This window comes from Pseudonocardia sp., assembly GCF_025465255.1.
Taxonomy (GTDB): domain Bacteria; phylum Actinomycetota; class Actinomycetes; order Mycobacteriales; family Pseudonocardiaceae; genus Pseudonocardia.
In genome coordinates this window covers 1-14,671 of record NZ_JAODNI010000240.1, presented here as the reverse complement: position 1 = coordinate 14,671, position 14,671 = coordinate 1, and the positions used below count along the sequence as shown (strand labels likewise).

Annotated in this window: 14 protein-coding genes and 1 pseudogene; 9 read left to right on the top strand and 6 right to left on the bottom strand. The window is 73.9% G+C overall.

Features of this window, described 5'->3' with window-relative positions:
• On the top strand, nucleotides 1-1,402 hold a 1,402-nt coding region (locus tag JWP64_RS29975; protein ID WP_297503636.1), incomplete at its 5' end, for a phospho-sugar mutase.
• 1 nt (nucleotide 1,403) lies between these two features.
• Nucleotides 1,404-1,856: an NAD(P)H-dependent oxidoreductase gene (locus JWP64_RS29970; RefSeq protein ID WP_297503634.1), complete on the top strand. Its 453-nt coding sequence runs from the start codon at nucleotides 1,404-1,406 to the stop codon at nucleotides 1,854-1,856.
• Here JWP64_RS29970 and JWP64_RS29965 read toward each other — a convergent pair.
• Nucleotides 1,853-2,629 (bottom strand): SGNH/GDSL hydrolase family protein, encoded by a 777-nt coding sequence (locus JWP64_RS29965; protein WP_297503632.1) that lies wholly within the window; start codon nucleotides 2,627-2,629, stop codon nucleotides 1,853-1,855. The genes JWP64_RS29970 and JWP64_RS29965 overlap by 4 nt on opposite strands.
• Nucleotides 2,630-2,745: 116 nt before the next feature.
• On the opposite strand from JWP64_RS29965, the gene JWP64_RS29960 reads away from it, so the two are divergent.
• Nucleotides 2,746-3,330: a TetR-like C-terminal domain-containing protein gene (locus JWP64_RS29960; RefSeq protein WP_297503629.1), complete on the top strand. Its 585-nt coding sequence runs from the start codon at nucleotides 2,746-2,748 to the stop codon at nucleotides 3,328-3,330.
• A 62-nt stretch (nucleotides 3,331-3,392) separates the two neighbouring features.
• On the opposite strand, the pseudogene JWP64_RS29955 reads toward JWP64_RS29960, so the two are convergent.
• From JWP64_RS29955 to JWP64_RS29945, 3 genes and pseudogenes are all read right to left on the bottom strand, one after another.
• Nucleotides 3,393-4,009: pseudogene (locus JWP64_RS29955) on the bottom strand (DUF6596 domain-containing protein); the annotation flags it as partial.
• Between the two features lie 155 nt (nucleotides 4,010-4,164).
• Nucleotides 4,165-4,788 (bottom strand): uracil phosphoribosyltransferase, encoded by a 624-nt coding sequence (gene upp, locus JWP64_RS29950; protein ID WP_297503627.1) that lies wholly within the window; start codon nucleotides 4,786-4,788, stop codon nucleotides 4,165-4,167.
• A gap of 41 nt (nucleotides 4,789-4,829) precedes the next feature.
• Nucleotides 4,830-5,741: a haloalkane dehalogenase gene (locus JWP64_RS29945; protein WP_297503624.1), complete on the bottom strand. Its 912-nt coding sequence runs from the start codon at nucleotides 5,739-5,741 to the stop codon at nucleotides 4,830-4,832.
• Between the two features lie 422 nt (nucleotides 5,742-6,163).
• Here JWP64_RS29945 and JWP64_RS29940 point away from each other — a divergent pair, with 422 nt between their 5' ends.
• The 5 genes from JWP64_RS29940 (at nucleotide 6,164) to JWP64_RS29920 (ending at nucleotide 11,256) form a co-directional block, all read left to right on the top strand.
• On the top strand, nucleotides 6,164-6,400 hold the full coding sequence (locus JWP64_RS29940) for a hypothetical protein (protein WP_037046372.1): 237 nt from the start codon (nucleotides 6,164-6,166) through the stop codon (nucleotides 6,398-6,400).
• A gap of 235 nt (nucleotides 6,401-6,635) precedes the next feature.
• Nucleotides 6,636-7,553: a deoxyribose-phosphate aldolase gene (gene deoC, locus JWP64_RS29935; RefSeq protein WP_297503639.1), complete on the top strand. Its 918-nt coding sequence runs from the start codon at nucleotides 6,636-6,638 to the stop codon at nucleotides 7,551-7,553.
• Nucleotides 7,550-8,977 carry an aldehyde dehydrogenase family protein gene (locus JWP64_RS29930; protein ID WP_297503620.1) on the top strand — a complete coding sequence of 476 codons (1,428 nt, stop codon included), beginning with the start codon at nucleotides 7,550-7,552 and terminating at the stop codon, nucleotides 8,975-8,977. The genes deoC and JWP64_RS29930 overlap by 4 nt, the downstream gene beginning before the upstream one ends.
• 66 nt (nucleotides 8,978-9,043) lie before the next feature.
• On the top strand, nucleotides 9,044-9,916 hold the full coding sequence (locus JWP64_RS29925; protein WP_297503618.1) for an aldehyde dehydrogenase family protein: 873 nt from the start codon (nucleotides 9,044-9,046) through the stop codon (nucleotides 9,914-9,916).
• A 50-nt stretch (nucleotides 9,917-9,966) separates the two neighbouring features.
• Complete coding sequence (locus tag JWP64_RS29920; RefSeq protein ID WP_297503617.1) at nucleotides 9,967-11,256, top strand: primosomal protein; 1,290 nt, start codon at nucleotides 9,967-9,969, stop codon at nucleotides 11,254-11,256.
• 12 nt (nucleotides 11,257-11,268) lie between these two features.
• On the opposite strand, the gene JWP64_RS29915 is transcribed toward JWP64_RS29920, so the two are convergent.
• Complete coding sequence (locus JWP64_RS29915; protein WP_297503615.1) at nucleotides 11,269-11,970, bottom strand: LuxR C-terminal-related transcriptional regulator; 702 nt, start codon at nucleotides 11,968-11,970, stop codon at nucleotides 11,269-11,271.
• Nucleotides 11,971-12,439: 469 nt separating this feature from the next.
• Nucleotides 12,440-13,564 (bottom strand): adenosine deaminase, encoded by a 1,125-nt coding sequence (locus JWP64_RS29910; RefSeq protein ID WP_297503613.1) that lies wholly within the window; start codon nucleotides 13,562-13,564, stop codon nucleotides 12,440-12,442.
• 147 nt (nucleotides 13,565-13,711) lie between these two features.
• Here JWP64_RS29910 and JWP64_RS29905 point away from each other — a divergent pair.
• A partial coding sequence (locus JWP64_RS29905) for a PA containing protein (RefSeq protein ID WP_297503611.1) occupies nucleotides 13,712-14,671 on the top strand: 960 nt, incomplete at its 3' end.

Sequence of the window (14,671 nt, the reverse complement as noted above, 5' to 3'; positions counted from 1 at the left end):
GGGGATGAACGTGGCGGTGGTCAGGCGGGCGACGGCCGGGCTCGCGGCCTGGCTGACCGGGCGCGGCGACGGCGGCCGGCCGGTCGTCGTCGGGCGGGACGCACGGCACGGGTCCGAGGCCTTCGCCCAGGCCGCCGCGGAGGTGCTCGCGGGCGCCGGGTTCGCCGTCCACGTCCTCCCCGAACCCCTGCCGACGCCGGTGCTGGCCTTCGCGGTCCGCCGGCTCGGCGCCGTCGCGGGAATCCAGATCACGGCGTCGCACAACCCCCCGGCGGACAACGGGTACAAGGTCTATCTCGCCGACGGCGCGCAGCTCGCGCCGCCGGCGGACGCCGAGATCGAGGCCGCGATCACCGCCGCGCCCGGCGCGTTCTCGATCCCGACGGCGCCCGCGCGGACGGTCGTCGACCCGGTCGAGGACTACCTCGCGCGGGTCGCCTCGCTGCCCCGCGGGGGCGCCCGGGGTCTCCGGATCGCGCTGACGCCCCTGCACGGCGTCGGCGGGCGGACGGTGGTGCACGCGCTGTCCCGGGCGGGATTCACCGACGTCCACGTCGTCGGGTCGCAGGCGGTGCCGGACCCGGACTTCCCGACCGTCGCGTTCCCGAACCCGGAGGAGCCCGGCGCCACCGACGCGCTGCTGGCGCTGGCCGCCGAGGTGGACGCAGACCTCGCGATCGCCCTGGACCCGGACGCGGACCGCTGCGCGCTCGGCGTGCCCGGTCCGGACGCCACGTGGCGGATGCTCAGCGGGGACGAGACGGGCGTGCTGCTCGGGGACCATCTGCTGCGCTGCGGTGGGTACACGGATCCGCTGGTGGCGACGACCGTCGTCTCGTCGTCGATGCTGGGGCGCGTCGCGCAGGCGTACGGCGCGCGCTACGCGGAGACCCTCACCGGTTTCAAGTGGATCGTCCGCGGCGGGCCCGGGCTCGTGTACGGGTACGAGGAGGCGCTGGGCTACTGCGTGGACCCGAATGCCGTGCGGGACAAGGACGGCATCGCCGCCGCCGTGCTCGCGACCGATCTCCTGGCCGGGCTGCGAGCCCACGGGCGGACCCTGCTCGACCGGCTCGACGAGCTCGCGGCCGCCCATGGGGTCCACCTCACCGCGGGCGTCTCGCTACGGATGGAGCCCTCCGCCCGGGACGCCGCCGTCGCCCGCCTCGGCGCGGAGCCGCCGGAGGGCTGGGAGATCGACCGCCCGGCACCGGACGTCCTGCGGCTGCGCCGCGCGGGCGAGCGGCTGGTGATCCGCCCCTCGGGCACGGAACCGAAGCTGAAGGCGTACCTGGAGGTCGTCGAGCCGGTCACGGACGGCCTCGACGACGCCCGGGCGCGCGCCACCGACCGGCTGGCGGCGCTGCGCGCGGAGGTCGGCGGCCTGTTGCAGGAGGAGTGAGATGTCCCGGCTGCTGATCGTCCACCACACCCCCTCGCCCGCGACCCAGGAGCTGCTCGACGCCGTGATCCGTGGGGCCGGCGACCCCGAGATCGTCGGGGTCGAGGTCGTGCGCCGCGCCGCGCTGGCCGCCACCGCGAGCGACCTGCTGGCCGCGGACGGCATCGTGCTCGGGACCCCGGCGAACATCGGCTACATGTCCGGTGCGCTCAAGCACTTCTTCGACCAGGTCTTCTACGTCTGCGCGGACGACACCCGCGGGCTGCCCTACGGGGTGTACGTGCACGGCAACCAGGGCGTCGAGGGCGCGGTGAAGGCCGTCGCCGCGATCGCGTCCGGTATGGGGTGGAAGGCCGCGGCCGCACCGGTGGAGGTCATGGGGGCGCCGGACAAGGCGGCGCTGGAGGCGTGCTGGGAGCTCGGCGCGACGGTCGCCGCGGGGCTGTCCGACTAGGACGCCGCCGAGGTGGACGACGCCGCCTTCTCCTGCGCCAGCCAGCCCTCGATCTCCGTCGCCCACATTCCGGCGATCTTCGAGTAGCCGCCCGCGTCGGCGTGCAACGAGTCCGTGAAGTCCTCGGCGCCCAGCAGGTTCGAGTTGTCGACGTACTCGACCGACTCGCCGCGCGCCACGTGGGCCGCGACGATCCCGGGGGTGAGCCTCGCCAGCTCGGCCCGCGCCGGGGCCCGGTTCGGGAACTTCGCCCAGATCCCCGCGACGATCACGTGTGCGTCCGGGGCCGCGGCGCTCACCTCGGTCAGCAGCGCGTCGAGCCGTCGGGCCACGACCGCCCCGCTCGCCCCGCTGCCGATGTCGTTGGTCCCCATGTGCAGCAGGATCACGTCCGGATCCGCCGCCCGCACCCAGCCGTCGACGACCCGCAGCATCTTCTCGATCGTCCAGCCGGAGTGCCCCTCGTGGTCCCGGTCCCGCAGGCCGGCGGGGCCGCTCCTGCGGGATCCGACGTAGTCGATCGCGATGCCGTCGCGGTCGAGGTCGGCCAGCAGCGGGCCCCGGTAGCCCGCCGTCGCGGGGCTGCCGACGCCCTCGGTGCTCGACGCGCCGAGCGGCATCACCCGCAGGACCCGCAGCGGCGCGTCCGGGCCGGTGCCGACGGTCCGCACGCCGGGGACGGCGATCTCGGCGTCCGCGACCGGCACGGCGAGGAGCAGAAGCGCGACCAGCACCGTCACGACGAACCGCAGGTCCCTGACCGCAACCCGCATCCGACCCTCCACGATCCCCGATCGCGTCCCCCGACAGAGGGACCCGAACTGATCTCTGGTTGAAGAGTCGTTCCGTTACACGGCGCGCCGTGGCACGTGCGAGATAGCCTCCGAACGTGCCACGGCCCAAGGTCCACGACGACGCGCTGCGCGCGCGGCTGCGGGATCGCGCGGGCCAGCTTCTGTCCTCCGACGGCGTCGCCGGACTGAGCCTGCGCAAGCTCGCCTCGGACGTCGGGACGTCGACCACCGCGGTCTACTCCCTGTTCGGCGGCAAACCCGGTCTGGTGAAGACACTCGTCGACGAGGCGTTCCGCCGCCTCGGTGCCCGCCTCGCCGCCGTCCCGGACAGCGGGGATCCCGCGACGGGCCTCGTCGCCCTGGGGCTGGCCTATCGCGACGCCGCGCTCGACGACCCCCACCTCTACGACGCGATGTTCGGCAGCGCCGAGCTCGACGACGAGTCCCGCGGCCTGCGCGACGCCGCGTTCGAACCGCTGGTGAAGGCGGTCGAGCGGGCGATGCGCGCGGACGTGCTGCGCGGTGACGCGAACGCGGCGACGGTCGCGCTCGGTCTCTGGGCCGCCCTGCACGGCCTCGTGTCCCTGCAGCTGCGGGACGCGGTGCCGGCCGGAGGCGGGGACCCTGGCGAGGGCTTCGCGGCGATGGTCCGGGCCGCGGTGGACGGCTGGCGCTCCTGATCGGAGCCGGGCTCTCCTGATCGGAGCCGGCGCTACAGGGCGGCGGCCCGGCGGCGGAGGTAGTGCACCACCGCCGCCGCGACGATCCGGTTCAGCGTCACCATCGGGCCCGGTGCGAGCGCGGCGAGCAGCTCGTAGAGGCCGAGGATCTGCGCCCGGTCCGTGTCCTTTGCCGACGGCGCCTCGTCGTGCACGGCGGCGATCGCGGCCTGCAGCTGGTACGGCCCGATCGGCGCCTCGGCCAGCGCCCGGGTGACCAGTCCGACGCCCTCGGTGATCGCCGCGGAGTCCCACCGGGCGCGGTCCTGCTCCGCCAGCGGGACTCACCCGCGGCGTCCGTGCGGGCCGGGCGGCGGGCGTCGGGCATCGAGAACGCCGCGCCCCGGATCCGGGACTTCGCGCGGCTGATCCGCTGCGCGATCGTCGGCTCCGGGACCAGGAACGCGCGGGCGGACTCGTTGCGCCACAGCTCGATCCGGCGCCGGGCGGCCGTCGTGACCAGCCACCCCCCGGGATTGTCCGGCGGGCCGTCGGCGGGCCACTGCAGCGCGGCGGCGAGCAGCGCCTCCTGGACGGCGGCCTCGCACAGGTCGAAGTCCCCGTACCGCCGGACGACGGCGGCGAGGACCTGCGGCGCCAGCTCGCGCAGCAGGCCCTCGACCGTGCCGGGCGGACTCACCCCTCGAACCCGGACATGTCCATCAGCGGCCGCACCTCGACGACGCCGAACTCGGCCTCAGGGAGGAGTTGTGGAGCAGCAGGATCAGGTACCTCACGGTGGCCTCCTCGTGGGGGTTCACCGGAACGTCGAGACCGCCAGGGGCGTTCTCGACGTCAGACCGCGCCGAACTGCCGGTCCCCCGCGTCGCCCAGCCCCGGGACGATGAACGCCGAGTCGTTGAGCCGCTCGTCGATGCTGGCGGTGACGAGCCGGACGGGCAGCCCGCTCGACCTCAGCGCCTCGACGCCCTCCGGTGCCGCCAGCACGCAGACCGCGGTCACGTCGTCCGCGCCCCGCGCGGTGAGCAGGCCGATCGTGTGCACCATCGAGCCGCCCGTCGCCAGCATCGGGTCCAGCACGAACACCGGCCGCCCGACGAGGGACTCCGGAAGCGACTCCATGTACGGCGTCGGCCGGTGGGTCTCCTCGTCCCGCGCGACCCCGACGAACCCCATCTGGGACTCGGGGATCAGGTTCTGCGCGGCGTCGGCCATGCCGAGTCCGGCCCGCAGCACCGGCACCAGCACGGGCGGGCTGGCGAGGCGGTGGCCGGTGGTCCGCGCGACCGGGGTGTGCAGCGGTGCGGTCGCCACGGGGGCGCCCCGGGTGGCCTCGTAGATGAGCATCAGCGTGAGCTCACGGAGCGCGGCGCGGAACGCCGCGTTGTCCGTGCGCGCGTCGCGCATCGTGGTCAGCCGGGCCTTGGCCAGAGGGTGGTCGACGACCTGGACGTCCATGCGCCGGACCCTATCCGGCGATCCCGCGGTCCGGCCCGGGATCACGACGCGAACTCCACGACGACGTCGGCCAGCGCCGGCCCCGCGTCCTCCTGCAGGAAGTGGCCCGCGTCCCGGATCGTCGGGTGCTCGCGTCCCGCGGCGCCCGGCATCGTCGCGGCCAGCAGCGGCGCCATGGCGGCGGTGATCGGGTCGCCGTCGCTGAAGGCGCAGAGGAAGGGGATGTCCCGCTTCTCCAGGACGGCCCACGCGGCCCGGTTCGCCGTCGTCGCCGGGTCGTTCGGACGGGTCGGGACGAGCGTCGGCATCGCCCGCACCGCGGCGGCGAAGTCCGCGGACGGGAACGGGGCGTCGTATGCGGCGCGCACCGCGTCGTCGAGGCGGGTGCGGCAGCCGGACTGCACCAGCCGCCCGACGTCCAGGGCACCGGCGGCACCGGCCTTCTCCACCGCGCGCCGGAACCGCCACCAGACCTCCGGCATGTCCGTGTCCCCGGTCGGGAGCCCGGTGTTCGCCGCGACGACCCGCGCGAACCGGTCCGGGTGCTCCGCGACGAGCCGCAGCCCGATCAACCCGCCCCAGTCCTGCCCGACGAGCGTGATGCCGTCGAGCCCCAGGACGTCGAAGGCCACCGCGCGGACCCACTCGACGTGCCGGGCGTAGGTATGGTCGGCGAGCTCGGCGGGCTTGTCCGAGCGGCCGAACCCGACGAGATCCGGCGCGACGGCGCGGAACCCCGCGGCGGCGAGCACCGGCAGCATCGTGCGGTAGAGGTAGGACCAGCTGGGCTCGCCGTGCAGCAGGAGGACGGGCGGGCCGTCGGGCGGCCCCTCCTCCACCCACGCCATCCGCAGCGTGCCGCCGTCCGGGTCCGGCACCTCGGCGTACCGCGGGGGCTGCGGGAAGCCGGGGAGCCCGTCGAACCGTTCGTCCGGGGTGCGGAGGCAGCGCATGCGTCGATCCAAGCACCCGCGCACTCCGCTTCGGGCCGGCGTCGTCGGGGCCGGACGGCCGCGGGTGTGCTCCAGGACACAGACCGTGATCGCTTCGGGGTGTCTGGGCCACGTACAGACCATCGCCGCAGCCGTCGATGCACCGTCCGGATGACCTTCACCGCGCCCCTGTGAGTGACCCGGCGCGGCTCCGTCACGGCCGAGGAAGCCGGAACGCGCGGTACACGTAAATGATCACTGCGCGTACCGACGGGATGATCACCACAGGGGAATCCGCCGGATTTGTGTGCCCTGAGTCCCCGATTCCGCACCTTCGGTGATCGTCCGAGATATTCACCCTGACCCGAACGGGTGGTAAGACCGAAAGACTGTCACGCCGGAGGCCCCCGCGACGCTGTACTAGATGACTAGGAGGTGATCCGGTGCCGGAGAACACGACTTCAGACGAGCAGACGTTGGTCGCTGCCGCTGAGAAGCTCACGCAGTGCGACGGTTACGTGGTTCTTGCTGTCGACCCCCAGACCGGGGAGGTGGACGCCCACGGACCGTTCGACGGTCTGACCGCGACGGTGAAGGCAGACCAGCTGCGGCGGGACTTCGATCGCGGCGGGCTCGAGGACGTCACGGTCGGAGTGGTCCGGCTGCACAGCTCGACCTGACCCCGCGCCGGCGCGTCGACCCCGAGCGCCGGTGGACAACTCCATACGACGGACCGCGAGCGCACGTCCCCACGTGCGCGCAGCTCCCCTCAGTACCGACGTCCGGACGAACGACGGTCGCCCCCGTCCCGCGCCGCCTACACTCGCGGCCGTGACCAGCACCGTCCCGGCACAATCCCGATCCGCGCGGAACGCGGGCCCGGCGGCTCCCCCGTCACCGCTCCCCGATCCGGGCCTGCTGCGTTCCGACGAGCACTCGCTCGCCCGGTTCCTGCACGGCCTGCCCGGTGTCGACGCCGTCGGCCTGGAACGTCGCGTCGCGGCGTTGCAGACCCGCAGCATCAAGGGCGACGCCAAGCTCCGCGGGATCGACCTGGCGATCTCCATGATCGACCTGACCACGCTGGAAGGTGCGGACACCCCCGGCAAGATCGCGTCGCTCTGCGCCCAGGCCCGCCGTCCCGATCCGGACCAGCCGGACGTGCCGCCCGTGGCGGCCGTCTGCGTGTACCCGGACCTGGCCGGACTTGCCGTCGAGAGGTTGCGCGGCTCCTCGGTCGCGGTGGCGGCGGTGGCCACTGCGTTCCCGTCGGGCCGCTCCTCGCGGGAGGTGAAACTCGCGGACACGCGGCTGGCGGTTGAGGCCGGCGCGTCCGAGATCGACATGGTCATCGACCGGGGCGCGTTCCTCGCCGGTGACCTGACCGCGGTGTTCGACGAGATCGTCGCCGTCAAGCAGGCCTGCGGGCGCGCCCATCTCAAGGTCATCCTCGAGACGGGCGAGCTCGGGACCTACGACGAGGTGCGGCGCGCGTCCTGGCTCGCCCTGCTCGCGGGCGCGGACGTGATCAAGACGTCGACGGGCAAGATCTCCCCGGCGTCGACCCTGCCCGTGATCCACATCCTGCTGCAGGCGGTGCGGGACTGGCACCGGCTGACCGGCGAGTACCGCGGGGTCAAGGCGGCGGGCGGCATCCGCTCCACGAAGGACGCTCTGCGCTACCTGGTCGCGGTGAACGAGATCGCCGGGCTGGCCTGGCTGACGCCCGCGCTGTTCAGGTTCGGCGCGTCGTCGCTGCTCGGGGACCTGCTGCTGCAGCGCCGGGCGAAGGCGTCCGGGCACTACGAGAACCGGACCCGGGTGGGCGCGTGACCTGGACGTACGCGCCCGCGCCCGAGTCCGCGGCGCTGGCGGGCCTGCGGCCCACCTATCGGCCCTTCGTCGGCGGCGAGTTCGTCGACGGCCACGGCGAGCCCCTGACGACGGTGAACCCGGCCACGGAGGAACCGCTCGCCGAGGTCGGCACCGCCTCGGACGGGGACGTCGACGCGGCCGTGACGGCGGCCCGCACGGCCCAGGAGAAGGTCTGGGGCCCGATGTCCGGCGCGGAGCGCGCCAAGTACCTGTTCCGGATCGCCCGGGTCGTTGCCGAGCGCGCCCGCGAGCTGGCGGTCCTGGAGACCCTGGACAACGGCAAGCCGATCCGCGAGACCCGGGACGTCGACGTCCCCACCGCGTCCGCGCACCTCTTCCACCACGCGGGCTGGGCGGACAAGCTTGAGCACGCCGGGCTGGGGTCGGCGCCCGCCCCGCTCGGGGTGGTCGGCGCCGTCGTCCCGTGGAACTTCCCGCTGCTCATGGCCGCGTGGAAGATCGCGCCCGCGCTCGCGACGGGCAACACGATCGTCCTCAAGCCGGCCGAGACCACGCCGTTGAGCGCCCTGGTGCTCGCCGAGATCGCGGCCGACGCCGGGCTTCCGCCGGGTGTGCTCAACGTGCTGCCCGGGGACGGCGCGGTCGGCGCCGCGCTCGTCGGGCACGGGGGCCTGGACAAGGTCGCCTTCACCGGCTCGACCGAGGTCGGCAAGGAGATCCAGCGGCGCCTCGCCGGGACGGGCCGCGCGCTCACCCTGGAGCTGGGCGGCAAGGCGGCGAACATCGTCTACGCGGACGCGGCGCTGGACCAGGCGGTCGAGGGCGTCGTCGACGGGATCTTCTTCAACCAGGGCCACGTCTGCTGTGCCGGGTCTCGGCTGCTGGTCCAGGAGTCGATCGCCGAGGAGTTCCTGGAGCGACTGCGCGAGCGCGTCGCGGGCCTGCGCGTCGGGGACCCGCTGGACAAGAACACGGACGTCGGCGCGATCAACTCGCGGGCGCAGCTGGAGCGGATCGTGGATCTGGCCGCGGCCGGGGACGCCGAGGGCGCCCAGCGCTGGACGAGCCCGTGCCCACTCCCCGAACGCGGCCTGTTCTTCTCGCCGACGGTCTTCACCGAGGTCGAGCAGACCATGCGGATCGCCCGCGAGGAGATCTTCGGTCCGGTGCTGTCCGTGCTGACCTTCCGCACCCCGGACGAGGCCGTCGCGAAGGCGACGAACACCCCGTACGGGCTCTCGGCGGGGGTCTGGACCGAGAAGGGCAGCAAGGCCCTGTGGACCGCGCGGCGCCTGCGCGCGGGCGTGGTGTGGGCGAACACCTTCAACCGCTTCGACCCCACGGCGCCCTTCGGCGGCATGGGCGAGTCCGGCTTCGGCCGGGAGGGCGGCCGGACCGGGCTGCAGGCCTATGTGCGCTGACGCGCCCGTGCGCGGATCTCGTTGCCAGGGCGATGTTCTCCGCGCACGAGCACCGGAGGGGCAGAGATGAGCACGGAGTCGAGGGTCACCGTCGCCAAGACCCACAAGCTGTACGTGAACGGCGCGTTCCCGCGGTCGGAGTCCGGGCGCAGCTACCCGGTCCGCGACGCCGGGGGGCGGCTGCTCGCCCATGCCGCGCTCGCCTCGCGCAAGGACGTTCGGGACGCCGTCGCCGCGGCCCGCGGGGCGCTCCCGCGCTGGTCCGGGGCCACCGCCTACAACCGCGGGCAGGTCCTCTACCGGGTTGCGGAGGTCCTCGAAGGACGCCGCGAGCAGGCCGCGGACGAGGTCGTCGCCGCGGAGGGGGTGTCCCGCCGCGAGGCCGCGGCCGTCGTCGACGCCACCATCGACCGCTGGGTCTGGTACGCGGGCTGGACGGACAAGGTCGCGACGGTGCTCGGCTCGGTGAACCCGGTCGCGGGCCCGTACGAGTGCACGTCGACGCCGGTGCCCACCGGGGTCGTCGGGGTGCTGGCGCCGCAGGGCTCGTCGCTGCTGGGGCTCACCTCGATGCTCGCGCCGGTGCTCGCCGTCGGAGCCACCGCCGTCGTCGTGGCGTCGGAGGAGCGGCCGCTGCCCGCCGTCGTGCTCGGGGAGGTCCTCGCGACCTCGGACGTGCCCGCGGGGGTCGCGAACCTGCTCACCGGCCGGACCGCGGAGCTGGCGCCGTGGCTGGCGAGCCACGCCGAGGTGGCGGCCCTGGATCTGGTCGGGGCCCCGCACGACATCGCCGTCGACCTCGAGCGCGCCGCGGCGGACTCGGTCATGCGCGTGCTGCCCCGGCCCACGGCGGAGCCGGACTTCACCGAGCCGCCCGGGATCGGCAGGCTGCGGGCGTACTGCGAGATCACGACCGTGTGGCACCCGGTCGGGACCTGATCGGGCCTTCTGACACGTGACGCTCAGGGGACGCCAGTAGGCTCTCGGCCGTGGCAAGCGACATCGTCCCGATCCAGCTCTCCCTGACCGAGGGAGACCTCGTCACCCTCTGGGCCCCGCGCTGGCGCGAGGACGGGGAGGAGTGGGAGGCCTTCCTCGGCGACGACGACGCCCTGTTCGGCTTCACCGAGGTCGCCCGGCTCGCCGCGTTCGTGCGGTCGCCCGCCGAGCACGACCTCACGGACCACCCGGCCTGGCAGCTCGTCCCGACGCTCTCGGTGGCCGAGCTGACGCCGGAGGAGACCCAGCGCTACGACGTCATCGGCGTCCCCGAGCTCGTTGCGGACGACCCGGACCAGTGGACGGTCGCGGAGCTCGGCGAGGTCGTCGGGATCGTCCGGTCGCTCGCCGAGGTCTGTGATCTCGACGCGATCACCGACGTCCTTGACTCGGCCCCCGGCTTCTCGATGCTGGACCAGGGCACGCTGCCGTTCTCCGGGCGCGAGGGCGGCCGGCTGTGGGCCCAGGTCGTGCAGACCGTGGCGGACAACTGGGACGACATCGTCGACGCGCTCGACGCCATGGTGACCACCCCGGAGGTGGACGCGGCGGCGCTGGCCCGGGCGGAGAAGGAGGCCGAGGCCCTCGCCGCCCGGATCGCCGAGGAGGAGGACCTCCTCGGGGAGGACGACGAGGACTCCGACGACGAGACCCTCGAGGCCGAGGCCGCCGAGCGGGCGACGGCGGACCAGGTCGCCGAGGACGAGGAGGAGGACGACGCCCCCCTCGGCTTCTGGGAGGAGGTCGGGATAGACCCGATCCGGATCACCACCGGCTCCCGCGAGGTCGTCACCCTGCGCTGCTACCTCGACGACCGGCCCGTCTTCCTCGGGACGAACGGCCGCATCGACGCCTTCGACTCCGAGCGCGCGCTGGCCCGCTGGCTGGCCGACGGCGGCAAGGACGACAACGACCTCGTCGCCGCCTCGACCTGGCAGGAGGTGCTGGACGCCGCCGCGGTCGGGGACCTCGAGGTGAACATCGACGACCTGAACGCCTACGTGCTCACCGGCATCGACGACGACATCGCCGAGGGCACCCTGCAGGTCGACCCGACCCAGCTGGAGCTGGCCACGGAGCTGCTCCTCGACGTCGCCGAGTGGGCGGGCGACCCGGAGCCGAAGGAGGCACTCGCGGACTCCGAGAGCCTCGGCTGGCTCGTGTCGTTCATCATCCGGCCGAGCCCGACCCGGCTGGCCCCGAGCCCGCCCTTCGACGCCGAGGCCGCCCGCTGGCGCGAGCTGGTCACCGAGATGGAAGCCCGCCTCGTCCGGCCGTGAGGGCGGGCGCGCTCACCGGCGAAGCCGCGCCTCGCGGGCGAGGAGGCCGAGCTGGGTGCGGTTGGTACAGCCCGACTTCTCCAGCGCGCGGGAGACGTGGCCCTTCACCGTCGCCTCGGTGAGGTACAGCGTCCCGGCGATCTCGGCGTTGGAGCGGCCCTCGCCGAGCAGCGCGACGACGTCCCGCTCCTCCGGCGGCCCAGCCGGACGGACGCGCCCGCGGCCGTCGAGGAGCCGACGAGCTCCTGCAGGTCGGGCAGGGCGTCCGGCGCTCCGACGGCGGGCGACGCACCGAACGGCCCGTCGGGGCCCGGATCGGGCGACCGCAGCACCCGGACCAGTCCGCGCAGCTCGTCGAGGGCCTGCATCCCGGACTCCCGCACCGCCTGCGCGGCGCGCCGGCCGTCCGGGTCCACGCCCGGTGACCTCCAGCGCACCCGCCTGCAGCACCATCAGCGTGACCCGGTGCGTGACGACGTCGTGCACCTCCCGCGCGAGCCGCGCCCGCTCCTCCGCGCGGGCCCGCTCGGCGAGCAGCCGCTGCTCCCGGTCCGTGCGCTCCGCACATTCCCGGAGATCGGTCATGATCCGGCGGCGGGCCGCGACGTAGCGCCCGGCGAGCGTCGGCACCGCGGTGCCCAGCAGGCCGAGCGGGACCGTGTCCCAGCCGGGCGCCCACGGCCGGATCGCGAGCAGCGTCAGCAGGCCGACCACGATCCACGTCGAGCGCCGGTTCCGAGACCACTACGAGCGCCGCGGATGCCGGCGGTCGCGCGTACCAACCGGGCTCGCCGCCGCGCGGGCCGGGGCCGCGCTGCCGCCGGACGTCCGGGAACGCACCGCGGTCGTCGGCCAGATCTATCCGGTGGCCGCGGCGGTCGACGTGCACGGGACGCCCGAGGGCACGCCGCTCGCGTACAGCCCGCACCGCGGCCACGGCTACTTCGCCCGCCGCCGGAAAGCGCGGACGCGGCGCTCCGGGTCGGCGTCGACGCTCCGCCGGACACCTTCCGCGGAGGCTTCACGACCTGCCCGCCCCGGCCCGTCGAGGGACTGTCGATCGAGCTCTGCACCGGCCGGAACGCACCGTGGCCGACCGTGCTGGCCCCGACGGTGCAGTACGCCTCCGGCGCTCGTGCGCGGAAACCGTCGCCCTGGCAACGGTTTCCGCGCACAGGCCGCGTCAGCGGCTCAACTCGGCGTACGCGGGCTTGATGACGTTCTCGATCAGGGCGAGCCGCTCGTCGAAGTGGATGAACGCGGACTTCATCGCGTTCACGGTGAACCACTGCAGGTCCGCCCAGCCGTACCCGAACGTGTCCACCAGCGCGGTCATCTCGCTCGTCATCGAACAGCCGGACATGAGCCGGTTGTCGGTGTTGACCGTGACCCTGAACCGCAGGTCCCGGAGTAACCCGATCGGGTGGTCCGCCAGAGATTTCGCGGCGCCGGTGTGCACGTTCGACGTCGGGCACATCTCCAGCGGGATCCGCATGTCCCGGACCCAGGCGGCGAGCCGGCCGAGCAGGGCGTTGCCCTGGGTGTCGAGGGTGATGTCGTCGACGATCCGGACGCCGTGGCCGAGCCGGTCCGCCCCGCACCACTGCACGGCCTCCCAGATCGACGGCAGCCCGAACGCCTCGCCCGCGTGGATCGTGACGTGCGCGTTCTGCTGACGGACGTACTCGAACGCGTCGAGGTGCCGGGTGGGCGGGAAGCCCTTCTCGGCGCCCGCGATGTCGAACCCGACGACGCCGGCGTCCCGGTACCGGACGGCGAGCTCGGCGATCTCCCGGGAGCGCGCGGCGTGCCGCATCGCGGTGAGCAGGCAGCCGATCCGGATGCGGCGCCCCTGCTCCGCGGCGCGCGCGGTGCCGGTCCGGAACCCCTCGAGCACGGCCTCGACGACGGCCGGCAGGTCCAGCCCCTGCTCGACGTGCAGCTCCGGCGCGAACCGCACCTCGGCGTAGACGACGCCGTCCGCGGCCAGGTCCTCCGCGGCCTCCGCGGCGACCCGGACGAGGGCCTCCTCGGTCTGCATCACCGCGACCGTGTGGCCGAAGGTCTCCAGGTAGCGGACGAGCGACCCGGAGTGCGCGGCACCGAGGAACCAGCCGGCCAGCTCCTCCGGATCGCGGGTGGGTAGCTCCCCGTAACCGACGGCGTCGGCCAGCTCGACGACCGACGACGCCCGCAGGCCCCCGTCCAGATGGTCGTGGAGCAGGACCTTGGGCGCCGCCCGGATCTCGTCGGCGGTGGGCACGGCCCCAGCGGGGCTCGTCGGGTTCGCGGTCGTCGGAGCGGCCATCTCGACACGCTATACCCACGTCGACCAGGCCGGATCGGGCGAATGGAGCCCCCCGGACGGCCGAATGGGCAGGCCCTGAAGAGTGATCAAAGAGGCTCGATACCCTGTGCGTGCTCCCCCATCCGGACTCACAAAGGCCGATCAGCGATGAGCGATAACTCCACCCTGTCGTTCGACCGGATGCGCGGCATGCTGATGCGTGCGGCCGAGATCCGTGACAGCGAGCAGCAACAGGTTTTCGACTCGCTCGACGAGATCCACGCGCGGCTCTCCGCGCTGGACGCGTTGGGCACGGTCCGCAAGCGCCTCTCCGAGATGCCGGACCGCACCGAGATGAGCGTCCTGGCCGAGCGCCTGGACGAGACCGTCGCCAAGCTCGACGCGCAGGAGGTCGCCATCGGCGCCGTCGTGCGCGCGATCGAGTCCCTGCCGGACAAGATGGCCAAGCCGATCGCCCAGCTCGACGGGCGGCTCGACGGCATGGCGGGGCGCCTTGAGGGTGTCTCCGGCCGGATGGACGGCCTGGACGACCGGCTCGGCGGCCTGCACAAGCGCCTCGACGACCTCGACAACCGCCTCGACCGGCACGAGATGCGGCTCGATGCGATGCCGAACGCGGTCGCGACGCCGATCCGCGAGAAGATCGACGGCGTCGAGAAGATGGTGCGCGAGCAGCTCGACGGCGCCACCCGCTCCTTCGAGGAGAGCAACGAGGGTGTGCGGAACCTGCTGGGCGACACCAGCGTGGGCCTGCACCGCCGGCTCGAGGACCTGGCCGCGCGCCCGGCCGTCGACCCGACGGAGCCGCTGAGCTCGCTGGCCGAGCGCCTCGAGGCCGTCAGCGCGCGGCTGGACGAGATGGCCGGCCGGATCGACACGGTCGAGACGAACGTCGGCGGGAAGCTCGGGGAGTTCAGCGGCGTCGTCGACGCGAAGCTGGGCGAGCTGGACAGCACGCTGCGGGCACGGCCGGACGCCGCGTCGGTCGGCAACCTGGTGGCTAAGGCCAACGAGGAGTCCGAGCGGCGCAACGCCGGCCAGCTCGACGAGGCCATGGCCACGTTCGCGGAGCTCATCCTGGGCCGCGGCACCGGCGCCCAGGCCCCG

Coding starts and splice junctions, on each gene's coding strand:
- upp (WP_297503627.1), bottom strand. CDS start 4,788: ATGGACGTCCAGGTCGTCGACCACCCTCTGGCCAAGGCCCGGCTGACC.
- JWP64_RS29910 (WP_297503613.1), bottom strand. CDS start 13,564: ATGGCCGCTCCGACGACCGCGAACCCGACGAGCCCCGCTGGGGCCGTG.
- JWP64_RS29965 (WP_297503632.1), bottom strand. CDS start 2,629: ATGCGGGTTGCGGTCAGGGACCTGCGGTTCGTCGTGACGGTGCTGGTC.
- JWP64_RS29945 (WP_297503624.1), bottom strand. CDS start 5,741: ATGCGCTGCCTCCGCACCCCGGACGAACGGTTCGACGGGCTCCCCGGC.
- JWP64_RS29925 (WP_297503618.1), top strand. CDS start 9,044: ATGAGCACGGAGTCGAGGGTCACCGTCGCCAAGACCCACAAGCTGTAC.
- JWP64_RS29970 (WP_297503634.1), top strand. CDS start 1,404: ATGTCCCGGCTGCTGATCGTCCACCACACCCCCTCGCCCGCGACCCAG.